Below are 24,140 nucleotides of genomic sequence, written 5' to 3'. Positions count from 1 at the left end.
CGCCTATGTCAGTGTTTTCCGATGAGTTTCCCCAGGAACCCGGCCTGTTCTATCTCAATCATGCCGCTGTAGCCCCCTGGCCCAAGCGCGCCGCAGAGGCCGTGCGCCAGTTTGCCGAGCAGAACAGCCGGCTCGGCGCCCGCGACTACCCGCAGTGGCTGAAGGTCGAGCAGAGCTTGCGTGAACGCCTGCAGCGCCTGCTGAATGCACCGAGCCGCGCCGATATCGCCCTGGTCAAGAACACTTCAGAGGCCCTGTCGTTCGTCGCCTTCGGTCTCGACTGGCGCCCCGGCGACCAGGTCGTCATCAGCGACGAAGAGTTCCCGTCCAACCGCATCGTCTGGGAGGCACTCAAGCCGCGCGGCGTCGAAGTGATCCAGGTCAGCCTACAAGGCCGCGATCCGGAAGCCGATCTGCTGGCCGCCTGTGGGCCGCGCACGCGACTGCTGTCGATCAGTGCCGTGCAATACGCCAGCGGCCTGCGCCTGGATCTCCCGCGCCTCGGTGCCGGCTGCGCGGGCAAGGACGTGTTGTTCTGCGTCGATGCCATCCAGCAGCTCGGCGCCCTACCCTTCGATGTACAGGCCAGCGGCTGCGCCTTCGCCATGGCCGACGGGCACAAGTGGCTGCTCGGCCCGGAAGGCCTGGGCGTGTTCTATTGCCGCAGTGATCTGCGCGAGCAACTGACCCTGCATGAATACGGCTGGCACATGCTCGAGCATGCCGGCGATTACGACCGCACTGACTGGCAACCGGCCCGCAGCGCCCGCCGCTTTGAATGCGGCAGCCCGAACATGCTCGGCGCCATGGCCCTGGAGGCGAGTCTTTCGCTACTGGAAGAGGTCGGCATGAGCAAGGTCGGCGCACTGCTGGAGGAGCGCATGCTGCAGCTGCAGCAAGGTTTGTTGCGCTTGCCCGGCATCAGTTTGCACAGCCCAGTGGAAACGGCGCGCCGTGCCGGCATCCTCACCTTCAGCCTGGCTGGCTGGAATAACCAGCAGCTGTTTACCCAGCTGCGGGCAAAACAGGTGATTTGTGCGCAACGGGGTAAAGGTGTGCGCTTTTCACCGCATTTCTACACGGATTTTGCTGTGATCGAGCAGACGCTGGCGCTACTGGGCCAGATGGCACATGGCTGAGTGCTCAGCAGCCATCGCGGTATTCCAAATCTGTTTAAAAAACCGCGGCAACCTGCCTGGACGATGAGGAAACATGACCAATACTTGAGCTTACTGGTGCGCGGCATCTCCCCCCAAGTGCCCCGCCAGTCAAGGTACCGTGGACCGCGTATCTTGATTTACTCCTAATGGTCTTAACCCGGATTCATCCCCCAGAGTCCGGGTTTTTTTTGCCTGCGATTTGGCGAGATCCCCCTCCGCCAGCGGGCTCACCCTCATCAAACAAAAAATAACTCTTTGTTTTACATGTAAAAATCAAATCTGCACGGAGACCTGTAGGAGCCAGCTTGCTGCGCGACAGCGCTCCGTCGAAGACGGCGGGCTCACTCCTTACGGGCAATGTCTCAGGCTACGCGGGCCAGCGGAAACAAACGCTTGAAGTTGGCCGTGGTCTGCGCGGCCAGATCCTCGAAACGCTCGCCGCGCACCAGCGACAGGAACTCGGCCACCTCGCGCACGTACTGCGGCAGGTTGGCCTTGCCGCGGTAGGGAATCGGCGCCAGGTAAGGCGAGTCGGTCTCCACCAGCAAGCGATCGGCCGGCACCTTGCGCGCCACTTCGCGCAAGGCATCGGCATTGCGGAAGGTGACGATACCGGACAGGGAAATATAGAAGCCCAGATCCAGCGCGGCCTTGGCCATGTCCCAGTCTTCGGTGAAACAGTGCAGTACGCCGGCCTGCGGCAAGGCGGCTTCGCGCAGCAAGGCCAGGGTATCGGCACGCGCCTCGCGGGTATGCACGATCACCGGTTTGCCGGTGATGCGCGCGGCGTCCAGATGCAGGCGAAAGGACTGCTGCTGCAGCTCCGCTGCTTCGGGCTCGTAGTGGTAGTCCAGACCGGTTTCGCCGATGGCCACCACATGCGGGTGGTTGAGCTCGGCCAGCAGCCAGTCAAGAACCGGAGCGGCGCCCGGCTGCAGATCCAGCGGATGCACACCCACCGAGCAATCGACATCGGCGTACTGCTCGGCCAGGCCTTTGACTGCAGCGGCGTTGGCGGCACTGACGCCGATGCAGAGGAAATGCTGCACACCACGAACGCGCGCCGCGTCGAGGGCGGCATCCAGGGAACCGTTATGGATAGCCAGGTCGAGGCGGTCGAGGTGGCAGTGGGAATCAACCAGCATGGTGTTTCTAATCTCTGAAAATGACAAAGCGCCCGATCCGGGCGCTTTCGACTGCAGCCTCGGGCGAGGCGATCTTACATGGTGTGGGTCGGACGATCCGACTTCAGCGCGCCGGCCAGGTAGGTCTCGATCTTGTTGCGCGCGGTGTTGTCGCCATCGTTGAACTGCACACCGACGCCGGCAGCGCGGTTGCCCTGGGCACCTTTCGGGGTGATCCAGACGACCTTGCCGGCGACCGGAATCTTCTCCGGTTCGTCCATCAGGTTGAGCAACATGAACACTTCATCACCGAGCTTGTAGCTCTTGGCGGTGGGAATGAACAAGCCGCCATTCTTGATGAAAGGCATATAGGCGGCGTAGAGCACGGACTTGTCCTTGATGGTCAGGGACAGGATTCCGTTACGCGGGCCAAGATTGGGTGGCAAGCTCATGCGGCATTCCTAGCAAACTATCCAATTTTCGATTCTAGCCCGGTCCAGGCAGGCTTGCCCACTGCACCAGCAATGCTTCGAGAAGCAAGACACTGTTCAGGTTGGCCTTGCCGAGCACTTTTTGCCGCTGTTGTAGCAGCCAATCCTGCATGGCCAGCAGCTTCGGCTGCGGGGTCTTGTCTGCCAGATACTGCACCACCTTGTGCATATCGGCCAGGCCCAGCCCCGCTTCGTCGCGGGTCAGCTGGTAGCGCAGCATGGCCTGGCTCCAGTCACAGAACCAGTCGAACAGCATGATCATCGGCATGGTCTTCCACGCCTCGGCCAACTGGCTGGCACTGGCCTGCTGCTTGAGCAGCTTCTTCACCCCATCGACCACCAGTGCGCGCTGTTCGCGCACGCCCTGCTGGTGCAGGCGGCGAGCGGCCAGTGGCGAACCGGCAGCCAGGGTGAGCAGCTCGCGGCGCTCGTCCTCGCCGCACTCCGGCAGTGCTTCGGCCAGCCAGGCCAGGCTGCTGGCCTGGTCCGGCAGCGGGCAGGCCTGCTGCACGCAGCGGCTTTTCACGGTCGGCAACAGGCGGCTGGGCTGATGGCTGACCAGCAGCAGCACAGTGTTGCCGGCCGGCTCTTCCAAACTCTTCAGCAGGGCGTTGGCGGCATTGATGTTCATCGCCTCCACCGGCTCCAGCAGGACGACCTTGCGTCCGCCGAGCTGGGCGGTCTGCACCACGAAACTGACCAGATCGCGGACCTGGTCGACCTTGATCGCCTTGTCCGCCTCTTCCGGCTCCAGCACGTAGTTATCCGGGTGAGTCCCCGCGGCCAGCAGGTAGCAGCCCTTGCACTGCCCGCAGGCCTCCAGGCCAACCGGTTTGTGGCACAACAGCAACGCCATCAGGCGCTCGGCCAGAGCACGCTTGCCAATGCCGGCCGGGCCATGCAGCAGGTAGGCATGGGCATGCTGCTGGCGACCGGCCAGTTGCTGCCACAGGCCCTGCTGCCAGGGATAGGCTTCAGCCACGGCAACGCTCCAGGATTTCCGGCAGCAGTCGATCGATGGACTGCTGCACGCCAGCCAGCGACTGCGCGGCGTCCAGTACGCGGTAGCGTGCCGGCGCGGCGGCTGCACGCTGCAGATAGGTCTGCCGCACGGCTTCGAAGAAGCTCTGGCCTTCCTGCTCGAAGCGATCCAGACGACCACGGGCAGCCGCGCGCGACAGGCCGACTTCCACCGGCAGGTCGAACACCAGGGTCAGGTCGGGACGCAGCTCGCCCTGCACGAAACTTTCCAGCTGGGCGATACGCGCCGTGGACAGGCCGCGCCCGCCGCCCTGATAGGCATAAGTGGCATCGGTAAAACGGTCACAGAGCACCACCGTGCCACGGCCCAGTGCCGGCACTATGACCTGCGCCAGATGCTGGGCACGCGCGGCAAAGACCAGCAGCAGCTCGGTATCGGCGGCCATCTGCTCAGCGCTCGGCGCCAGCAGCAACTCGCGGATACGCTCGGCCAGCGGTGTACCGCCCGGCTCGCGAGTCAGCAGCACCTCGATGCCCTGCTCGCGCAGGCGCTCGGCAAGGTACTCGCGGTTGGTGCTTTTGCCGGCCCCTTCCGGGCCTTCGAGGGTGATGAACAGACCGCTCACGGATGATCCTTATTGGGGGGCTGGACTGGAACGGTAGTCGGCACGCCGCTTGAGCTGATATTCGCTCACCGCGCGGTTGTGCTGCTCCAGGGAGTCGGAGAATACATGGCTGCCGTCGCCGCGCGCGACGAAATACAGGCTCTTGCCCGCCACCGGGTGCAATGCAGCATGGATCGCCTCGCGGCCGACCAGGGCAATCGGCGTCGGTGGCATGCCATCGATGGTGTAGGTGTTATACGGCGTCGGCTCACGCAGATGGGCGCGCGTGAGGTTGCCGTTATAACGCTCGCCGAGGCCGAAGATCACTGTCGGATCGGTCTGCAGGCGCATGCCCATACGCAGACGGCGGACGAACACACCGGCGATCTGGCCACGCTCGGCCGGCACACCGGTCTCCTTCTCCACCATGGAAGCCATGATCAACGCATCGTAAGGCTTGCGATAGGGCAGACCCTCGGCGCGCTGCTGCCACTCCTCTTCCAGCACCTCGGTCAGGCGAGCATGGGCCTGCTTGAGCAGATCGAAGTCGCTCATGCCGCGCACATAGCGATAGGTGTCCGGGAAGAAGCGCCCCTCGGGGTTGGCGCCAGGCTGACCGAGTTTGGCCATCAGGGCCGCATCGTCGAGCTCGGCCAGGGTCTGCTTCAGGGCAACCTGTTTGTGCAGGGCTGCGCGTACCTGGCGAAAGCTCCAGCCTTCGACGAGGGTCAGGCTGTATTGCACCACCTCGCCACGCTGCCAGATGCCGAGCAGATCCTTGGTAGTCTGGGCTGGCAGCAGGCGATACTCGCCACTGTGCAGCGGCTGCCCGGTCAGGTTGAAACGCCAGTACAGGCGCAACCAGAAGGCGCCATCCAGCACGCCTTCGCTCTCTAGCTGATTGAGCAGACCGCCGGGTGTAGCGCCCGGCTCGACAATCAGCAGGCGCTCCTCGCTGAGCTGCAGCGGTTGCTGCAACACCGAATGCATACGCCAGGCCGCCAGCGCCAAAGACAACACGAGCAGCAGCACAGCTGCGGTGAGCAGCAGCAAAAACTTGCGAATCACGAATCAGGAATCCAGAAGACTGCGGATAATGGCCTGCAGTTTACGGGTGAGCGGGCCTACCGGCCAGTCGTGGCCCTGCAATTCACGCACCGGCCAGATGCCATAGAGGCTGTTGCAGAGAAACACTTCATCGGCGCCGAGCAGCTCAGCACGGCTGATATCACGGATTTGCACGGCTATCCCGAGCGCTTCGGCCTGGGCCAGCACCTCGGCCCGCATTACGCCCGCCACGCCACAGCGCGACAGATCGGCCGTCAGCAACTGACCATCCCGGCACAGGAACAGGTTGCTGTAGACCCCTTCGATCACCCGCCCCGAGCTGTTGCACATCAAACCCTCGGCATAAGCCGGGTCTTGCCATTCGGCACGGGCCAGGACCTGTTCGAGGCGATTGAGGTGTTTGAGACCGGCCAGCAGCGGCTGCTCGGCCAGGCGAGTGGCACAGGGGAACAGGCGCACGCCCTGCTCGGCATGCACAGCTGGATAGGCAGGTGCGGAATTACCCAACAGAACGCGGCAGGGCCGGCTTGGCTGCGGCGGCGCATAACCGCGCAAGCCTTCGCCACGGGTGACGATCAACTTGGCCACGCCTTCGCCCAGCTCGGCACAGAAGGCCAATAACTCGTCCTGCACGATTTGCAGATCAAGCGCCAGGGACAGGCGTTGCGCGCCCTGCTGCAGGCGCCCCAGGTGCCGCGCCAGCAAGCGCGGCTGGCCGCGCTGCACGGCGATGGTCTCGAACAGACCATCGCCATAGGCCAGGCCGCGATCCAGGATGGACAGCTGCGTGGCCGGCTGGCCGTCGACCCAGCTCAGCATCAGCCGGCGAACCGGCGGAACACCAGCGAGCCGTTGGTGCCGCCAAAACCGAAGGAGTTGGACAGTACCGCGTCGATCGGCAGGGCCTTGGCCTGATGGGCGACGAAGTCCAGATCGCAACCGTCGTCCGGCTCATCCAGATTGATGGTCGGCGGCGCCACCTGATCACGCAGGGCCAGCACGCTGAAGATCGCCTCGACCGCACCGGCAGCACCGAGCAGGTGGCCGGTCATCGACTTGGTCGAGCTGACCGACAGCTTGTAGGCGCTATCACCAAATACCGACTTGACCGCCGCCGCTTCGGCCTTGTCGCCCGCCGAGGTCGAGGTGCCGTGGGCGTTGATGTACTGCACCTGATCGGCGTTCAAACCGGCATCGCGCAGCGCATTCTTCATGCAGCGCGCCGCACCGGCACCGTCTTCTGGCGGCGAGGTCATATGGTAGGCATCGCCACTCATGCCGAAACCGACCAGTTCGGCATAGATGGTCGCGCCGCGCGCCTTGGCGTGCTCCAGCTCTTCCAGAACCAGGGCGCCGGCACCGTCGGACAGGACGAAGCCATCACGCCCCTTGTCCCACGGGCGACTGGCCTTGGTCGGATCGTCGTTACGGGTCGACAGCGCACGGGCAGCACCAAAACCGCCCATGCCCAGGCCACTGGTGGCCATCTCGGCGCCGCCAGCAACCATCACGTCGGCTTCGCCATAGGCGATATTGCGCGCGGCCATGCCAATGCAGTGGGTGCCCGTGGTGCATGCTGTGGCGATGGCATAGTTCGGCCCCTGCAGACCCAGGTGGATCGACAGGAAGCCGGAAATCATGTTGATGATCGAGCCAGGCACGAAGAACGGCGAAATGCGCCGCGGCCCCTGCTCGAACAGCGATTTGCAGTTGTTCTCGATGTTGGTCAGGCCGCCGATACCGGAGCCCATGGCCACACCGATGCGTTCGCGATTGGCGTCGGTGACTTCCAGACCGGAATCACGCATCGCCTGAAAGCTGGCTGCCAGACCGTATTGGATGAACAGGTCAAGCTTGCGGGCTTCCTTGGCGCTCAGGTACTCCTCGACATTGAAGCCCCTGACCGAGCCGCCGAAACGAGTGGAGTAAGCGGACAGGTCCATATGCTCGATCAGGCCGATGCCACTGCGGCCGGCCAGAATGCCCTGCCAACTGCTGGCTACATCGACGCCCAAAGGCGACAGCATGCCCATACCGGTAACCACTACGCGTCTACGCGACACTGCGAAATCCTCTTGTTCTATTTGCCACTAAGCGGCCCATTAAAGAAAAACCGCACGCCTCGTGAGGGGCAGTGCGGCTTTTCCTGGTCCGAAAACCGTCGATTACGATCAATCAGCCGTGGGCGTTGATGTAGTCGATGGCTTCCTGAACGGTGGTGATCTTCTCAGCTTGCTCGTCCGGGATTTCGGTCTCGAATTCCTCTTCCAGAGCCATCACCAGCTCAACGGTGTCAAGGGAGTCGGCACCCAGGTCTTCGACGAAGGAAGCACTGTTGGTGACTTCGTCTTCTTTAACGCCCAGTTGCTCGGCGACGATTTTCTTGACGCGTTCTTCGATGGTGCTCATGTCTAGTTTTCACTCCTATGGAAAAAGATCCGTGCAGCTGAGCCGCAGTGTATAGAAAGGGTTTTCTAACTTTCAAGCCAAACGCCAAGCCCTTCCAGAACAGTTCACAGCGCTGTCTGCCGCTGATTGCACTTTTGTAACGGACTTTAGACAGCTTTTATGACAATTTCCTGAAGCGCCGAGTCACATTCAGCTCATGTACATGCCGCCATTCACCGGCACAGTCGCGCCAGTGACATAGGCTGCGCCGTCCGAGGCGAGGAAGCCGACCACCTTGGCGATTTCCTCGGCCTGGCCCAGACGGCCCAGTGGAATCTGGGTCAACAGCGCTTCGCGCTGGGCTTCCGGCAGCTCGCGGGTCATATCGGTATCGATAAAGCCCGGCGCCACCGAGTTAACGGTGATGGCACGCGAACCTACCTCACGCGCCAGGGCGCGACCAAAGCCTTCCAGACCGGCCTTGGCGGCAGCGTAGTTGACCTGCCCGGCGTTGCCCATGGCGCCGACCACCGAGCCGATGCTGATGATGCGACCCCAACGGGCCTTGGTCATGCCGCGCAGCACGGCCTTGGACAGGCGGAACAGGCTGTTGAGGTTGGTGTTGATGACATCGAACCACTCGTCATCCTTCATCCGCAGCATCAGGTTGTCGCGGGTGATGCCGGCATTGTTGACCAGAATGGCCACGGCACCGAAATCCTTCTGGATCTGCTCGAGAACGGCAGCTACCGACTCATCGCTGCCGACATCCAGAACCAGGCCAGCGCCCTGAATACCCTCGGCCTTGAGCGCTTCACCAATACGCTCAGCACCCGCTGCGGAGGTGGCGGTACCGATGACCACGGCGCCCTGGCGACCCAGTTCGAAAGCGATAGCCTGACCGATGCCACGGCTGGCGCCCGTTACCAATGCAACCTTGCCTTGCAGACTCATAGAGGTCTCTCCTTGCTTAATCAAACCAGCGCCGCGCGAACCGCTGCGAAAGCGTCCGGGGTTTCCAGGTTGTGGGTATTGATGCCTTTGACGCAGCGCTTGTTCAAGCCTGCAAGGACCTTGCCGGGGCCGCACTCGACCAGGTCGGTGACGCCTTGCTCAGCCAGCAGCACGATGGTTTCCACCCAGCGCACCGGGCTGTAGAGCTGTGCCAGCAGATCACGCTTGAGGCTATCGAGGTCAGCCGGCACCGCCGCCGTGACGTTCTGCACCAGGGCAATCTGCGGCGCCTGCCAGTTCAGGGCGGCGACCGCCTCGGCGAATTTCTCTGCCGCCGGGCGCATCAGCGCACAGTGCGACGGCACGCTGACCGGCAGCGGCATGGCACGCTTGGCGCCACGCGCCTTGCACGCCTCGATGGCGCGCTCGACGGCGGCCGCACCACCGGCAATTACCACTTGGCCCGGGGCGTTGAAATTCACCGCACTGACCACTTCGCCATTGGCTGCTTCGGCGCAGGCTGCCAGTACATCGGCATCGTCCAGGCCGAGAATCGCCGCCATGCCGCCCTGCCCGGCCGGCACGGCCTGCTGCATCAACTGGCCACGCAGCTCGACCAGTTTGATCGCCTCGGCAAAGCCGATGCTGCCAGCCGCCACCAGCGCCGAGTACTCGCCCAGGCTATGCCCGGCGACGAAAGATGGCTGCGCACCACCTTCAGCCTGCCACAGACGCCACAGAGCAATGGAAGCCGCCAGGATGGCCGGCTGGGTCTTGTCAGTCTGGTTGAGCTGCTCTTCCGGCCCTTGCTGGGTCAGTGCCCACAGGTCATAGCCGAGGGCATCGGTTGCTTCGCTGAACGTATCGCGGATCAGCGGCTGCTGTGCGCCGATCTCGGCCAGCATGCCGAGCGATTGCGAACCTTGGCCAGGAAAGACAAATGCGAGGGAGGTAGACATCAAAACTTTCCCTTATCTACTGATCATTGGGGGATTGCATACCCGGCAGAGCCAGGCACAGGACTGCAGATTGGATGACACGGAAAAACCTGCGGTCACAGACCAGACCGCAGGTTTTCTCAGATGTTCGAATGCACGCCGTGGAATCGGCTAGAGCAACAGATCTTCGAGGCGCCCATGCAGGCGCTGCGGCAGGTTTTCGCGTACTTCGATCAGGGCGCGACGAATGGCACTCTGGAAACCCTCGACACCCGCGGCACCGTGGCTTTTCACCACAATGCCCTGCAGGCCGAGAAAGCTTGCACCGTTGTGCCGCGCCGGCGTCAGATCGCCCTGCAAACGACGCAGCAGTGGCAAGGCCATGCTGCCTACCAGTCGCGCAGCGATATTGGCGGTAAACAGGTTTTCGATCCGTGCCGAGATCATCGCAGCCAAACCTTCACTGGACTTGAGCAGGATATTGCCGACGAAACCGTCGCACACCACCACATCCGCCTCGCCACGATAGAGGCCGTCACCCTCGATGAACCCGGTGTAATTCAAGCCCTGGGCCTGCTGCAACAGGCTCGCCGCCAGCTTGACCTGCTGATTGCCCTTTACTTCTTCGGTGCCGACATTCAGCAGCGCCACTCGCGGATTGGCGACACCCAGCGCTTCGGCGGCCACCGAGCCCATTACGGCAAACTGGTAGAGGTGCTCGGCACTGCAATCGACGTTCGCCCCCAGATCGAGCAGCTGGCAACTGCCGGTAGCGGTCGGCACTGGACTGACCATCGCCGGGCGATCGATGCCCGGCAGGGTTTTCAGCACATAGCGCGACAGAGCCATCAAGGCCCCGGTATTGCCGGCACTGACGCAGGCCTGCGCGCGACCACTGCGCACCAGCTCCAGCGCCACACGCATGGAGGCATCCGGCTTGCCACGCAGCGCCTGGGAGGGACGCTCGTCCATGCCGATCACTTCGCTGGCATGCTCAACGTGCAGGCGTGCGCGATCCACAGCAGGATGCCGGGCGATCAATTCTTCAAGAATGGGGGCTTGGCCGACGAGGACCAGATGTAACGAGGGGAACTCAACCAGACAGGCGATGCTGGCTGGAACAATGCAGTGGGGACCGAAGTCCCCACCCATTGCATCAATCGCGATCAACGGAGCGGACAAGGATTACTCGTCAGCGCCCTTGTCGATCACTTTGCGACCACGGTATACGCCTTCCGGAGATACGTGGTGGCGCAGGTGAACTTCACCGGTGCTCTTCTCGACGGACAGAGTGCTGGCCTCGAGCGCATCGTGGGAACGACGCATGTCGCGGGCAGAGCGGGATTTTTTGTTCTGCTGAACAGCCATAACTGATTAACTCCTAAACGTTTGGGTCACGCTTTAACTGCGCCAAAACACTGAACGGGTTGGACCGCGGTACCTCGTCCTCGCTCGACTCGGGCTCTTCGAGACCGGCCGGCTGCTGGCAATCTTCATGGGCGTGGGCCGGAATGATGGGCAGAGCGAGCAACAGCTCATCTTCGACCAACGCCAGCAGATCCAGAGGATCCTCACCCACTTCCAGCACGTCATAGCCCTGGGGCAGCGACTGGGTATCCGCACCTTCCTTCACCACCGCGTAATCACACTCGCTTTGGATCGGCAGGACGACCAGTTCCAGACAACGCTGGCAAATCATCTTGACCTCAACCTTGAGCTCACTGTGAATACTCACAGCACGTCGCTCACCACGCACGAAGGCTAGCTTCGCGTGCACCATGCCGGCGTTATCGACCAGCGGGTCGCAGAGACGCTCGAAACTTGCCAGCGGCATCGACCCTTCGAGGGTAACGCCGCGATCAGCGAGTTTGCGCGGATCAACGTGGGGTGGAATCGGTCCATTCAACATAGGCGCGACATTCTAGGGATGCACCCCCACCCTGTCAAAGGAAATTCGGCCCTGTGCGCCAGGCAGCGCACTGGCTAAAATCCGCCTCTTTTCGGGAGAAGCCCATGCTACCTCTGGTACTTGCCTCAAGCTCGGCGTACCGCCGCGAACTATTGGCCCGCCTGCGCCATCCTTTTATATGGAGCAGCCCGGATATCGACGAAACACCGGTAGCGGGCGAAAGCGCCGTAGCGCTGGTACGCCGCCTCGCCGAAGCCAAGGCGCGCGCCCTGAGCGAACAATATCCACACCACCTGATCATCGGCTCGGACCAGGTCGCCGTGCTGGGCGAGCAGATCATCGGCAAGCCCCATGACTTTGCCCGCGCCAAACATCAGCTACTGGCAGCCAGCGGCAACAGCGTTACTTTCCTCACCAGCCTGGCCCTGCTCAACAGCAGCACGGGGCAGTGCCAGGTCGACGTCGCGCCTTTCACCGTACATTTTCGCTCACTCAACGAAGCGCAGATCACCCGCTATCTGCAGGCCGAGCAACCCTACGACTGCGCCGGCAGTTTCAAGGCCGAAGGACTCGGCGTCAGCCTGTTCCGCGCCACCGAAGGCACGGACGCCACCAGCCTGATCGGCCTACCACTGATCCGCCTGGTCAGCATGCTGCACAACGAAGGCCTGAGCATTCCCTGAACCTATAAATGAAGAAGCCCGGCAAGCCGGGCCTCTTCGACAGCAACACCTCAGCGCAGCGACGGCCCCTGGAAGCCCATCACGATGGCCAGACGCTCCGCCACACTGGCGCCCAGTTTCTTGGCAAAGCGATCGAACGGGGTATCTTCGTGCGTGTAATCGACGATGTCTTTCGCCTTGATCACTTCGCGCGCGACGAAACTACTGCTACCCAGCGCGTCGATCAGCCCCAGCTCAAGGGCCTGCTCACCCGACCAGATCAACCCGGAGAACAACTCCGGATGCTCTGCAGTTTTCAGGCGCTCGCCACGGCCCTTCTTCACGCTATCGATAAACTGCTTGTGGGTGGTTTCCAGCACGCCTTGCCAGAATTGGGTTTCCTCGGCCTTCTGCGGCTGGAACGGATCGAGGAATGCCTTGTGCTCACCCGAGGTGTAGACGCGACGATCCACGCCGACCTTTTCCATCACCCCGACAAAACCGAAAGTGGCCGCCGTAACGCCGATGGACCCCACCAGGCTGGCCTTGTCGGCATAGATCTGATCGGCAGCGCTGGCAATGTAATAGGCGCCGGAAGCCCCCAGATCGCTGATCACCGCATACACCTTAGTGTCCGGGTGCTCGCCGCGCAGGCGCTTGATCTCGTCGTAGATGTAGCCGGACTGCACCGGACTGCCGCCCGGGCTGTTGATGCGCAGCACGATGCCCTTGGTCTTCGGGTCCTCGAAGGCGGCACGCAGACTGCTGACCACATTGTCAGCACTGGCCTCTTCATCCGCCATGATCACCCCGCGCACCTCGATCAGCGCGGTGTGCTCCTTGCCGACCCCGGCACTCTGCTGCAGATCCAGCTTGGGAATGAACAGCGCCAGCGCACCAAACAGGTAGATAAAGGTCAGCGCCTTGAAGAAAATCCCCCAGCGCCGCGCACGACGCTGCTCCTGCACACCGGCCAGCAGGGTTTTTTCCAGCAACTTCCAGCTCTTATCGTCGCCACCAGCGGCCGATGCTTTCCATTCATCCGACATATTCACCCACCCCAAGCGTCTTTTCATGTGTGCGCGCACCCAACCAGGTGCGCAACTCGGAAAACTCATTGATGGCCAGGCGCGGCCCGTGAGCCCGTAAACTGTCCAGTGGCTGCGCGCCGAAACCCACCGCCACCGAATCGATACCGGCATTGCTGGCCATCTGCAGATCGAACACCGAATCCCCCACCATCAGCGCCTGCTCGGGCGCCATGCGGCAATGGGTGAGGATTTCGTGCAGCATCAGCGGATGCGGCTTGCTGGCCGTCTCGTCGGCGCAGCGCGTGACATCGAAATAATCCAGCCAGCCACGCCCCCGCAGCACCCGCTGCAGGCCATGGCGACTCTTGCCGGTCGCCACCGCCAGGCGATAGCCCTGCGCACGAAATACCTCAAGCGAATCGGCTACGCCAGGAAACAAAGCCGAAGGCTCACCTTCCAGCAGCAGATACTGATCACTGTAAGCAGCGCGAAAGCGCTCGACCAACGCGTAGTCCTCAATCTGCGGATACAGACTGCGAATGGCCTCGGGCAAACCCAAGCCGATAATGCCCTTGATCGCCGCATCATCAAGCTGCGGCAAGCCGCACTGCTCGGCCGCCAGACGCATGGCCGCAACGATACGACCAATGGAATCCACCAGCGTGCCATCCCAATCGAAGATCAACAGCCGATAGTCACGCACCGAGTCGCTCCAGGGTACGCACCCACATTTCATCGACGGGCGCCTCCACCTCGAGCACCTGCCCTTCCGGCAAGGTGATCTTCAGTGCATAGGCATGCAGGAACAGGCGCTTGCCACCCAGGTCGCGCACTTCGTGGGAAAAGTCGTCGTCGCCGTACTTGGGGTCACCGGCAATCGAATGTCCGGCGTACTGGGCATGCACGCGAATCTGGTGGGTGCGCCCGGTAATCGGACTCGCCTCGACCAGCGTAGCGAACTCGCCGAAACGGCGCAGCACGCGGAATACGGTCAAAGCCTCCTTACCCTCAGGATTGACCTCGACCATGCGCTCACCGGAACGCAAGTTGCTCTTCAGCAACGGCGCACTGATCTTCTTCTTTGCCGTCGGCCAACTGCCGCGCACCAGCGCCATGTAGCGCTTGTCGACGCCATCACCACGCAAGGCCTCGTGCAGGTGACGCAGCATGCTGCGCTTCTTGGCAATCATCAGCAGGCCGGAGGTGTCGCGATCCAGGCGATGGACCAGCTCAATATCCTTGGCATCCGGGCGCAACTGACGAAAAGCTTCGATGACCCCGTAATTCAGGCCACTACCGCCATGCACGGCAATCCCGGTCGGCTTGTTCAGCACGATCAGCGCCTTGTCCTCATAGACGATGGCCGCCTCCAGACGCTCAAGCAACCCCTGAGCAAGCGGCACCGGCTCGTCACGCTCAGGTAGACGCAGCGGCGGAACCCGCACGATATCGCCAGCCTGCAACTTGTACTCAGGCTTGATCCGACCTTTATTAACCCGCACTTCGCCTTTGCGCAGAATGCGGTAGATAAGCGTCTTCGGCACACCCTTGAGGCGCGCGAGCAGGAAATTATCGATTCGTTGGCCGGCATGATCCGGCGCAACCTCAAGCAGCTGGACGCCGGAGGTTGGAGAGGCAGGAGTAGTCATGCCCGCGATCATAACAATTTTTTATTGAATTGAAGCACTTAATCATTGCTGATATGCTCGGGAGCGCCGCCAAAAGCGGCCCGGCCAGCGGATGATCGCCACATTGCCATCCCTGCCGAGCGCAACCCATTCAGGACGTGAGGCCGTCCGACGGGGCTTTCGCCGCACAAGAGCGCGAAGATCCCGGAAACAACGCCTTGAGCCATAGACGCGCAAGCCTTCCCTTTGGGAGCTTGCGGAAAATGCTAACCCGCTGCGGATTCTGCGAGCGGCACCCGATTTTAGCGATACGTGTAGGGTGGAGATGCACAACCGTCGGACTGCGTAGCAACAAGCTTTATCAAGACGCTTCACTATCGTCCGCAGCGACTGGTTGATTCCTCCCCTGACTGAGTGCTTCTGTCACCACAGCAAGCAGGAGCGTCGTCGCAACCCAAACGCCACAGGCCAACGGTTGCTAGACACTGGAATGATTTACGCCCATTCCTGACGCGCCCTGACACCGACCGTGAGAGTCGTGTGTGCCAACCGCCGTTTCCGGCAGCTCCGGAAACCATTGGTACAACATGAAAAGAATGCTGATCAACGCAACTCAGCCCGAAGAGTTGCGTGTAGCCCTGGTAGACGGCCAGAAACTCTACGACCTGGACATCGAGTCCGGCGCTCGTGAGCAGAAAAAGGCCAACATCTATAAAGGTCGCATTACCCGCGTCGAGCCCAGCCTCGAAGCGGCTTTTGTCGACTTCGGCGCCGAGCGCCACGGCTTCCTGCCGCTGAAAGAAATCTCCCGCGAGTACTTCAGCAAGTCCCCGGAAGGCGGTCGCGTCAACATCAAGGAAGTGCTCAAGGAAGGCCAGGAAGTCATCGTCCAGGTCGAGAAGGAAGAGCGCGGCAACAAAGGCGCCGCCCTCACCACCTTCATCAGCCTCGCCGGTCGTTACCTGGTGCTGATGCCGAACAACCCGCGTGCCGGTGGCATCTCCCGCCGCATCGAAGGCGAAGAGCGCAACGAACTGCGTGAAGCGCTGAACGGCCTCGACGCCCCGGGCGACATGGGCCTGATCGTGCGTACCGCCGGCCTCGGCCGCTCCAGCGACGAACTGCAGCTCGACCTCGATTACCTGGTGCAGCTGTGGACCGCGATCAAGGAAGCCTCGCTGGATCGCGCCGCGCCGTTCCTGATCTACCAGGAATCCAACGTCATCATCCGCGCTATCCGCGACTACCTGCGCCAGGACATCGGCGAAGTACTGGTCGATAGCGTCGAAGCCCAGGAAGAAGCCCTGTCCTTCATCCAGCAGGTCATGCCGCAGTACGCCAGCAAGATCAAGCTGTACGAAGACAGCGTGCCGCTGTTCAACCGCTTCCAGATCGAAAGCCAGATCGAAACCGCCTTCCAGCGCGAAGTGAAGCTGCCGTCCGGCGGCTCCATCGTCATCGACCCGACCGAAGCCCTGGTGTCCATCGACATCAACTCGGCGCGTGCGACCAAAGGCGGCGACATCGAAGAAACCGCCCTGCAGACCAACCTGGAAGCGGCCGAAGAAATCGCCCGCCAGCTGCGCCTGCGCGACATCGGCGGCCTGATCGTGATCGACTTCATCGACATGACCCCGGCCAAGAACCAGCGCGCCGTGGAAGAGAAAGTCCGCGAAGCCCTGGAAGCCGACCGTGCCCGCGTCCAGGTCGGCCGCATCTCGCGCTTCGGCCTGCTGGAAATGTCCCGTCAGCGCCTGCGCCCGTCCCTGGGTGAAAGCAGCGGCATCGTCTGCCCGCGCTGCAACGGCCAAGGCATCATCCGCGACGTCGAATCGCTGTCGCTGGCGATCCTGCGCCTGATCGAAGAAGAAGCCCTGAAGGACCGCACCGCCGAAGTCCGCGCCCAGGTGCCGATCCCGGTTGCCGCCTTCCTGCTCAACGAGAAGCGCAATAGCATCACCAAGATCGAGCTGCGCACCCGCGCCCGCATCATCATCCTGCCGAACGATCACCTGGAGACCCCGCACTTCGAAGTGCAGCGTCTGCGCGATGACAGCCCGGAAGTGATGACCGGTCAATCCAGCTACGAGATGACCCCGGCCGAAGTCGAAGACGTCCAGCCGGCAGCCGCCACCCGCACCCTGGTGCGTCAGGAAGCGGCGCTGAAAACTACTCCGCCACGCGCTGCTGCTCCGACCCCGGCTGCAGCGCCGGCCCCGCTGGCCCCAGCCGCAGCGACCGCGGAACCGAGCCTGTTCAAAGGCCTGGTCAAGTCGCTGGTCAGCCTGTTCGCCAGCAAGGAAGAGGCAGTCGCCCCGGCAGCCGAAGAGAAGCCGGCCGAGCGTAAACCACGCAGCGATGAACAGCGTCGTGGTGGCCGTCCGCAGAACCGTCGTGACGGCAACCGTGGTAACCGCGGCAGCCGTGACGAAGAGCGCAAGCCGCGTGAAGCCCGCGAGCCCCGTGAACCTCGCGAGCCACGTGAAGAGCGCCAACCACGTGAGCCCCGTGAAGTCCGCGAGCCACGCGAGCCGCGTGAAGAGCGTCAGCCGCGCGAAGCCCGCGAGGGCCAGGAGCCGCGTCGCGAGCGTCCGCCACGCGAAGCCCGTGAGCCGCGCGAAGAGCGTCGCCCACGCGAACTGCGCGAGCCGCTGGATGCCAATGCCAACGCCGTCGTCACTGACGAAGCCCGTAGCGAGCAACCGCGCAACGAAGAACGTGCCGAGCGCAAGCCACGCGAAGAGCGCCAACCGCGCCCGCCGCGTGAAGAGCGTCAGCCGCGTGCCGAACAGGCCGCTGCCGTAGCCGAAGAAGAAGTACTGGAAAACGGCGAGCAGCTCGATGATGGCCAGGAAGGTGGTGAAGGTGGCGATCGTCCGCGTCGTCGCTCGCGCGGTCAGCGTCGTCGCAGCAATCGTCGCGAGCGTCAGCGTGATGCTGATGGCAACCTGATCGAAGGCAGCGAAGAAGGTGCCGAAGAAGAAGGCACTGAAGGCGCCGTCGTCGTGACCGCTGCCGTTGCCGGCACCGCACTGGTCAGCGCAGAAGCTGCACCGACCAGCGAGCAACCGAACGAAGTCGTGGAAAGCGCTCCGGTCATCGACAGCCGCAACGAAGCTGCTGAAACTGCCGAAGCCGTGGTTGAAACTGCCGTAGCAGTGGAAGCACCGGCCGTGGTTGTTGAAGCCCCCGTCCAGAGCGAAGCCCCGGCCGACGTTGCAGTGGTAGAAGTCGCTGTCGTGGAAGCTGCCCCGGTGGTTGCTGAAACTGCACCAGCCAGCGTCAGCACTGAAGAAGTGGCCTCCGCCGCTGCCGAAGTGATTGTCGAAGCAGCCGCCCCGGTCGTCAGCGGTGGCCGCGCGCCGAACGATCCACGTGAAGTGCGTCGTCGTCAGCGCGAAGCCGAGCACCTGGCTGCCGAAGCCGCCGCTGCCCCGCAAGCGCCGAACGCAGTCGCGGTTGAAGCACCGGTAGCCGAAGTGGTTGAAGCCGCCCCCGTCGAAGCCGAGGCACCTGCCGAAGCTGTCGTGGTGGAAGCTCCGACCAGTGAGCAAACCGAGACCGAGGCAGCAGTGGAAGAAGTTCCGGCCCTGCTCGTCGAGGCCGCTCAGCAGCAGGATGCTGAAGAGGCCAAGCCGCAAGCCTGATACTGAGGCAATAAAAAGCCGGACCTAGTGTCCGGCTTTTTTATGCCTGCGATTCAGCCAGCAGGCAAACCATGAGATCAATCAGTCCCTAGCAGGCGACCGGTACACCACTGTGAAAACGGAACTCGCTATCCGGCGACTCGATCAGCTCGCGCTCAGCCGCCCTGACCCGCTCCACCGTACGCGTCACATCTGCCTCCTCGCCGTACTGATAGGCCAGTTTCAGATAGCCCTGAAAGTGCCGCGCCTCGGACTTCAGCAAACCACCATAGAACTTGCCCAGCTCTTCATCCAGATGCGGCACCAATGCTGCGAAGCGTTCACAGGAGCGCGCCTCGATAAACGCCCCGACCACCAGGGTATCCACTAGCTTGTGCGGCTCATGGGTGCGCACCAAGGCGCGCAGGCCGGAGGCATAGCGTGCCGCCGAAACCGGGCGCAGGCCGATCTTGCGCCGCTTCATGATGCGCAGGACCTGCTCGTGATGCACCAACTCCTCACGCGCCAGGCGCGACATGGCGTTGAGCAGATCGACATGGGAGCTGTACTTGGCCATCAGGCTGAGCGCCGTGGAAGCCGCCTTGAACTCGCAGTTCTTGTGATCGATCAGCAGGATCTCCTGATCAGCCAGCGCCGCACGCACCCAGGCATCCGGCGTAACACAGCCGAGAAAGTCATGAATCTCGGGAAAAATCATGGCGCAACGCCCTCCACCACCACGCCAGGGAATGGCCAGGCAGAAATCAGGTCAACAAGAAGGATTGGTTTTCAGTCATCACCGGCAATTCCACTACGCAAGCCTGCAACTCTGGCAGGCTTGCCAAGGGCGCGCCATTATACGAGCGGCGGCGCCCAGAGCCAGCGATGTCGTGACGCGGGTCAAGACCGCAGGCACCTCACGCGACTATAGTGAAGCCAGAGATAAGCATTCATGTTCAGGGAGACGGTCATGCAAGCTATTCGCAGCATTCTGGTAGTCATGGATCCACAACAGGCCGAGTGCCTGGCACTGAAACGCGCCAAACTGATTGCCGGGGTCACGCAATCCCACCTGCACCTACTGGTCTGCGACAAGAAGCAGGAGCATGCCGCCCTCCTCGACAGCACCCAGGCCAGCCTGCTCAAGGAAGGCTACAGCGTCAGCAGTCAGCAGGCCTGGCACGAAAACCTCTACCAAACCATCATCACCGTGCAACAGGCCGAAGGCTGTGGCCTGGTGATCAAGCAGCACTTCCCGGACAACCCACTGAAAAAAGCCATCCTCACCCCGGATGACTGGAAGCTGCTGCGCTACTGCCCAGGCCCGGTATTGATGGTCAAGACCGACACACCCTGGACCGGTGGCGTCATCCTCGCCGCAGTGGACGTGGGCAACCGCGATGCCGAACACCGCACCCTGCATTCCGGCATTGTCAGCCACGGCTACGACATCGCCGCACTGGCCAAGGGCACGCTGCATGTAATCAGCGCGCATCCGTCGCCCATGCTCTCGGCCGCCGATCCGACCTTCCAGCTCAAGGAAACCATCGAGGCGCGCTACCGCGAGCAGTGCAAGGCCTTCCAGGCCGAGTTCGACGTGAGCAATGACCGCCTGCATGTCGAGGAAGGCCCGGCCGACGTACTGATCCCCTACACCGCCGACAAGCTCAAGGCCGTGGTCACCGTGATCGGCACCGTGGCGCGCACCGGCCTGTCCGGCGCGCTGATCGGCAACACGGCGGAAGTGGTGCTGGATACCCTGGAAAGCGATGTGCTAGTGCTCAAGCCGGACGAAATCATCGCCCACCTGGAAGAGCTGGTCGCCCAGCACTAGGAGCCAGCGCAAAGACTGCCGCATGAAAAAGCCGCCCTCGGGCGGCTTTTTCATGCATTCGGATCGCTCAGACGCGGATTTCCATGCCTTCGAGGAGAAACCTGGGGGCAATATAGCGCTCGTAATGGGCCTCGGAAAGCAGAAAGAACTCGCGATCGATCGCCTCGCGCAGCTCTGGCAGCGCCCAGTCACGGAACTCCGGCATCAGCACCACGCCATAGGCATCCAGCCGATTGATCAGCCGCGAGCCCCGCGCAATCAGCTGATAGGCCCAGCAGTAGACCGACTGATCCGGAACGAAGCGCACCTGATGCTGTTCCAGCTGCGCGCGCAGGCGCTGGGGATCGAAAACCTCCAGCTTGCCCTGCATCACCTGCACCAGAAGGATCTCCAGGCGGCGCCAGACGGCGCGTTTCTCATCCTCGGCGTACAGGTTCCAGTTCACCACCTCATGATGGAAGCGCTTGCAGCCGCGGCACACGAGGTCACCGTAAACCGTGGAACAGAGGCCGACGCAGGGCGTCTTGATGCGCTGATTGGACATGACGAGTAGAGTTGGACGCTGAAACAGGCAGGTCATATTAGCCGCTTAGCCTGAGTGGGTCACCCTGACCGGCCAGACGTTTATCGACTTTTGCAGCCAGACCTTGGTCGCAGGTCAGCAGGCCAGTCGCATCGGGCTTTGCGCTTAACTTTAACGTCTTGTTCCAGTAGAATCGGACCGCCATTTTAGGCGTCGATGTCCGTCAGAAGCTGTTTTCAAAGCGTCACGAGCACAGTTAATCCGCCAGGAACGACGTTGGCGCCAGGTTTGCGAGCCCTCCTCACGACCTGCGCCAGCCCTCATCGCCCTTGTTCCTGCGGCGTAAAACTTTGAAAACAGCTTCTTGTATGAGGCTATCGACACACCGGCCAAGGCGCTCAAAAAGCGCTGAAGCGCAGTGTGCGATGGTTTTCTGGATGAGCGTTGCGAGCCACCTCGCAACCACTGATGAGGGTAAAAACTGTGCTTGAAGCCTATCGCAACCACGTAGCAGAGCGTGCCGCTCAGGGTATCGTGCCCCAGCCGCTAAACGCCGAACAAACCGCAGGCCTGGTCGAGCTGCTGAAGAATCCTCCGGCCGGCGAAGAAGCCTTCCTGGTCGACCTGATCACCAACCGCGTACCTGCTGGCGTGGACGAAGCTGCCTACGTCAAGGCCGGTTTCCTCTCTGCCCTGGCCAAGGGCGAAGTCAGCTCCCCGCTGCTGAGCAAGACCCGCGCCGTCGAGCTGCTGGGCACCATGCAAGGTGGCTACAACATCACCACCATGGTTGAACTGCTGGACGACGCCGAGCTGTCGGCCGTTGCCGCCGAGCAACTGAAGCACACCCTGCTGATGTTCGACGCCTTCCACGACGTCGCCGAGAAAGCCAAGGCCGGCAATGCCAACGCCAAAGCCGTGCTGGCCTCCTGGGCCGAAGGCGAGTGGTTCCAGAACCGCCCTGCCGTTCCGGAAAAAGTCACCCTGACCGTGTTCAAGGTCACCGGCGAAACCAACACCGACGACCTGTCGCCGGCTCCGGACGCCTGGTCCCGCCCGGACATCCCGCTGCACGCCCTGGCCATGCTGAAAATGGCCCGCGACGGCATCAACCCGGACGCTCCGGGCACCGTTGGTCCGATCAAGCAGATGGAAGCCCTGAAAGCCAAAGGCTTCCCCGTTGCCTACGTCGGTGACGTGGTCGGTACCGGTTCTTCCCGTAAATCCGCTACCAACTCGGTACTGTGGTTCTTCGGCGACGACATCCCCAACGTGCCGAACAAGCGCGCTGGCGGTTTCTGCTTCGGCACCAAGATCGCTCCGATCTTCTACAACACCATGGAAGACGCCGGCGCCCTGCCGATCGAATTCGATTGCAGCAACCTGGCCATGGGCGACGTCATCGACGTGTACCCGATCAAAGGCGAAGTGCGCCGCCATGGCAGCGACGAACTGGTCACCAGCTTCCAGCTGAAAACCGACGTACTGCTCGACGAAGTTCGCGCCGGCGGCCGTATTCCGCTGATCGTCGGCCGTGGCCTGACCGAGAAAGCCCGCGCCGAGCTGGGTCTGGCTCCGTCCACCCTGTTCAAGAAGCCGGAATCCCCGGTTGATAGCGGCAAGGGCTTCACCCTGGCGCAGAAAATGGTCGGCCGCGCCTGCGGTCTGGCGGAAGGCAAAGGCGTCCGTCCGGGCACCTACTGCGAACCGAAGATGACCACCGTCGGCTCCCAGGACACCACTGGCCCGATGACCCGCGACGAGCTGAAAGACCTGGCGTGCCTGGGCTTCTCCGCTGACCTGGTGATGCAGTCCTTCTGCCACACCGCGGCCTATCCGAAGCCGATCGACGTCACCACCCACCACACCCTGCCGGACTTCATCATGACCCGCGGCGGCGTGTCCCTGCGTCCGGGCGACGGCATCATCCACAGCTGGCTGAACCGCATGCTGCTGCCGGACACCGTCGGTACCGGTGGCGACTCGCACACCCGCTTCCCGATGGGTATCTCCTTCCCGGCCGGTTCCGGCCTGGTCGCCTTCGCCGCTGCCACCGGTGTGATGCCGCTGGACATGCCGGAGTCGGTACTGGTGCGCTTCAAGGGCAAGCTGCAACCGGGCATCACCCTGCGTGACCTGGTGCATGCCATCCCTTACTACGCAATCAAGGCTGGCCTGCTGACCGTCGAGAAGAAGGGCAAGATCAACGCCTTCTCCGGCCGCATCCTCGAGATCGAAGGTCTGGACGAGCTGACCGTTGAACAGGCTTTCGAGCTGTCCGACGCCTCCGCCGAGCGCTCCGCTGCAGGTTGCACCATCAAGCTGCCGGAAAAGGCCATCGCCGAGTACCTGCGCTCCAACATCACCATGCTGCGCTGGATGATCGGCGAAGGTTACGGCGACGCCCGTACCCTGGAACGTCGTGCCAAAGCCATGGAAGCCTGGCTGGCCAACCCGCAACTGCTGGAAGCCGACAAGGACGCCGAATACGCCGAGATCATCGAGATCGACCTGGCCGACGTCAAAGAGCCGGTGCTCTGCGCGCCGAACGACCCGGACGACGCCCGCCTGCTGTCCACCGTTGCCGGTGAGAAGATCGACGAAGTGTTCATCGGTTCGTGCATGACCAACATCGGTCACTTCCGCGCCGCCGGCAAACTGCTGGACAAGGTCAAGGGTGGCCTGCCAACCCGTCTGTGGCTGGCGCCGCCAACCAAGATGGACGCCCACCAGCTGACCGAAGAAGGCTACTACGGCATCTACGGCAAGGCTGGCGCACGCATGGAAATGCCGGGCTGCTCGCTGTGCATGGGTAACCAGGCGCGCGTACAGACCGGTTCGACCGTGGTTTCCACTTCGACCCGCAACTTCCCGAACCGCCTGGGCGACGCGACCAACGTGTACCTGGCCTCTGCCGAACTGGCAGCGGTTGCCTCGATCACCGGCAAACTGCCGACCGTCGAGGAGTACATGGCGTACGCGGCTGACATCGACAGCATGGCTGCCGACGTTTACCGCTACCTGAGCTTCGACCAGATCGCCGAGTTCCGCGAAGCCGCTGCCAACGCCAAGATCCCTGCTATTCAGGTCTAAGCGTTAGCTGCAATGAAAAAGCCCCGCCTGGTGCGGGGCTTTTTTATGTCCGGAATAAAGTGAGTGATGTTGTCGGAGCGAACTAATTCACGAAATTCGCGACTGAAGCGGCTCCGACAGATGCA

23 protein-coding genes are annotated in these 24,140 nt (G+C 62.4%); 5 read left to right on the top strand and 18 right to left on the bottom strand.

Features of this window, described 5'->3' with window-relative positions:
• The first annotated feature begins 5 nt into the window (after positions 1-5).
• Positions 6-1,139, top strand: a complete 1,134-nt coding sequence (locus LRS11_RS13755) for an aminotransferase class V-fold PLP-dependent enzyme (RefSeq protein ID WP_260493523.1) — start codon at positions 6-8, stop codon at positions 1,137-1,139.
• A 383-nt stretch (positions 1,140-1,522) separates the two neighbouring features.
• On the opposite strand, the gene LRS11_RS13750 is transcribed toward LRS11_RS13755, so the two are convergent.
• From LRS11_RS13750 to LRS11_RS13690, 13 genes are all read right to left on the bottom strand, one after another.
• Positions 1,523-2,305: a TatD family hydrolase gene (locus LRS11_RS13750; protein ID WP_260493522.1), complete on the bottom strand. Its 783-nt coding sequence runs from the start codon at positions 2,303-2,305 to the stop codon at positions 1,523-1,525.
• 74 nt (positions 2,306-2,379) lie between these two features.
• Positions 2,380-2,736, bottom strand: coding sequence for a PilZ domain-containing protein (locus tag LRS11_RS13745; protein ID WP_110682561.1), 357 nt, complete (start codon positions 2,734-2,736; stop codon positions 2,380-2,382).
• A gap of 34 nt (positions 2,737-2,770) precedes the next feature.
• Positions 2,771-3,757 (bottom strand): DNA polymerase III subunit delta', encoded by a 987-nt coding sequence (locus LRS11_RS13740; RefSeq protein ID WP_260493521.1) that lies wholly within the window; start codon positions 3,755-3,757, stop codon positions 2,771-2,773.
• On the bottom strand, positions 3,750-4,382 hold the full coding sequence (gene tmk, locus LRS11_RS13735) for a dTMP kinase (RefSeq protein WP_260493520.1): 633 nt from the start codon (positions 4,380-4,382) through the stop codon (positions 3,750-3,752). The genes LRS11_RS13740 and tmk overlap by 8 nt, the downstream gene beginning before the upstream one ends.
• Positions 4,383-4,391: 9 nt before the next feature.
• The gene (gene mltG / locus LRS11_RS13730) at positions 4,392-5,429 is read right to left on the bottom strand and encodes an endolytic transglycosylase MltG (protein ID WP_260493519.1); all 1,038 of its coding nucleotides are present in this window, start codon (positions 5,427-5,429) and stop codon (positions 4,392-4,394) included.
• Between the two features lie 3 nt (positions 5,430-5,432).
• Positions 5,433-6,248 carry an aminodeoxychorismate lyase gene (gene pabC, locus LRS11_RS13725; RefSeq protein ID WP_260493518.1) on the bottom strand — a complete coding sequence of 272 codons (816 nt, stop codon included), beginning with the start codon at positions 6,246-6,248 and terminating at the stop codon, positions 5,433-5,435.
• A complete protein-coding gene (gene fabF / locus LRS11_RS13720) occupies positions 6,248-7,492 on the bottom strand; it encodes a beta-ketoacyl-ACP synthase II (RefSeq protein ID WP_260493517.1) in 1,245 nt (414 codons plus the stop codon). Before fabF ends, pabC begins: the two co-directional genes overlap by 1 nt.
• Before the next feature lie 112 nt (positions 7,493-7,604).
• Positions 7,605-7,838: an acyl carrier protein gene (gene acpP, locus LRS11_RS13715; RefSeq protein WP_160081363.1), complete on the bottom strand. Its 234-nt coding sequence runs from the start codon at positions 7,836-7,838 to the stop codon at positions 7,605-7,607.
• Between the two features lie 189 nt (positions 7,839-8,027).
• Positions 8,028-8,771 carry a 3-oxoacyl-ACP reductase FabG gene (fabG, locus tag LRS11_RS13710; protein WP_182834766.1) on the bottom strand — a complete coding sequence of 248 codons (744 nt, stop codon included), beginning with the start codon at positions 8,769-8,771 and terminating at the stop codon, positions 8,028-8,030.
• A 20-nt stretch (positions 8,772-8,791) separates the two neighbouring features.
• Positions 8,792-9,730, bottom strand: coding sequence for an ACP S-malonyltransferase (gene fabD, locus LRS11_RS13705; protein WP_260493516.1), 939 nt, complete (start codon positions 9,728-9,730; stop codon positions 8,792-8,794).
• 150 nt (positions 9,731-9,880) lie between these two features.
• Positions 9,881-10,891 carry a phosphate acyltransferase PlsX gene (gene plsX / locus LRS11_RS13700; protein WP_260493515.1) on the bottom strand — a complete coding sequence of 337 codons (1,011 nt, stop codon included), beginning with the start codon at positions 10,889-10,891 and terminating at the stop codon, positions 9,881-9,883.
• A 3-nt stretch (positions 10,892-10,894) separates the two neighbouring features.
• Positions 10,895-11,077 (bottom strand): 50S ribosomal protein L32, encoded by a 183-nt coding sequence (rpmF, locus tag LRS11_RS13695; RefSeq protein WP_003245185.1) that lies wholly within the window; start codon positions 11,075-11,077, stop codon positions 10,895-10,897.
• Positions 11,078-11,090: 13 nt separating this feature from the next.
• Complete coding sequence (locus LRS11_RS13690; RefSeq protein ID WP_182834763.1) at positions 11,091-11,618, bottom strand: YceD family protein; 528 nt, start codon at positions 11,616-11,618, stop codon at positions 11,091-11,093.
• Positions 11,619-11,722: 104 nt separating this feature from the next.
• Here LRS11_RS13690 and LRS11_RS13685 point away from each other — a divergent pair, with 104 nt between their 5' ends.
• Positions 11,723-12,301 carry a Maf family protein gene (locus LRS11_RS13685; RefSeq protein WP_260493514.1) on the top strand — a complete coding sequence of 193 codons (579 nt, stop codon included), beginning with the start codon at positions 11,723-11,725 and terminating at the stop codon, positions 12,299-12,301.
• Between the two features lie 50 nt (positions 12,302-12,351).
• Here LRS11_RS13685 and sppA read toward each other — a convergent pair whose 3' ends face one another.
• From sppA to rluC, 3 genes are read right to left on the bottom strand one after another with little or no spacing between them, the layout of a single operon-like run.
• A complete protein-coding gene (gene sppA / locus LRS11_RS13680; RefSeq protein WP_260493513.1) occupies positions 12,352-13,329 on the bottom strand; it encodes a signal peptide peptidase SppA in 978 nt (325 codons plus the stop codon).
• The gene (locus tag LRS11_RS13675) at positions 13,319-14,047 is read right to left on the bottom strand and encodes an HAD-IA family hydrolase (RefSeq protein WP_260493512.1); all 729 of its coding nucleotides are present in this window, start codon (positions 14,045-14,047) and stop codon (positions 13,319-13,321) included. The genes sppA and LRS11_RS13675 overlap by 11 nt, the downstream gene beginning before the upstream one ends.
• The gene (gene rluC, locus LRS11_RS13670; protein WP_173205414.1) at positions 14,007-14,960 is read right to left on the bottom strand and encodes a 23S rRNA pseudouridine(955/2504/2580) synthase RluC; all 954 of its coding nucleotides are present in this window, start codon (positions 14,958-14,960) and stop codon (positions 14,007-14,009) included. The genes LRS11_RS13675 and rluC overlap by 41 nt, the downstream gene beginning before the upstream one ends.
• 566 nt (positions 14,961-15,526) lie before the next feature.
• Between rluC and rne the strand changes: the two genes are divergently transcribed.
• On the top strand, positions 15,527-18,586 hold the full coding sequence (rne, locus tag LRS11_RS13665) for a ribonuclease E (protein WP_260493511.1): 3,060 nt from the start codon (positions 15,527-15,529) through the stop codon (positions 18,584-18,586).
• A gap of 88 nt (positions 18,587-18,674) precedes the next feature.
• On the opposite strand, the gene LRS11_RS13660 is transcribed toward rne, so the two are convergent.
• Complete coding sequence (locus tag LRS11_RS13660) at positions 18,675-19,283, bottom strand: tRNA-(ms[2]io[6]A)-hydroxylase (protein ID WP_260493510.1); 609 nt, start codon at positions 19,281-19,283, stop codon at positions 18,675-18,677.
• 252 nt (positions 19,284-19,535) lie between these two features.
• On the opposite strand from LRS11_RS13660, the gene LRS11_RS13655 reads away from it, so the two are divergent.
• A complete protein-coding gene (locus tag LRS11_RS13655) occupies positions 19,536-20,399 on the top strand; it encodes a universal stress protein (protein ID WP_260493509.1) in 864 nt (287 codons plus the stop codon).
• Between the two features lie 67 nt (positions 20,400-20,466).
• On the opposite strand, the gene LRS11_RS13650 is transcribed toward LRS11_RS13655, so the two are convergent.
• A complete protein-coding gene (locus LRS11_RS13650; protein WP_260493508.1) occupies positions 20,467-20,943 on the bottom strand; it encodes a DUF1289 domain-containing protein in 477 nt (158 codons plus the stop codon).
• A gap of 462 nt (positions 20,944-21,405) precedes the next feature.
• On the opposite strand from LRS11_RS13650, the gene acnB reads away from it, so the two are divergent.
• Positions 21,406-24,015 (top strand): bifunctional aconitate hydratase 2/2-methylisocitrate dehydratase, encoded by a 2,610-nt coding sequence (gene acnB / locus LRS11_RS13645; RefSeq protein ID WP_173205399.1) that lies wholly within the window; start codon positions 21,406-21,408, stop codon positions 24,013-24,015.
• Positions 24,016-24,140: the final 125 nt, after the last annotated feature.

Origin of the sequence: Pseudomonas sp. J452 (assembly GCF_024666525.1) — a bacterium.
Lineage (GTDB): Bacteria > Pseudomonadota > Gammaproteobacteria > Pseudomonadales > Pseudomonadaceae > Aquipseudomonas.
Note: the sequence above shows the minus strand (reverse complement) of the source record. Positions and strands in the feature narration are given on the sequence as shown.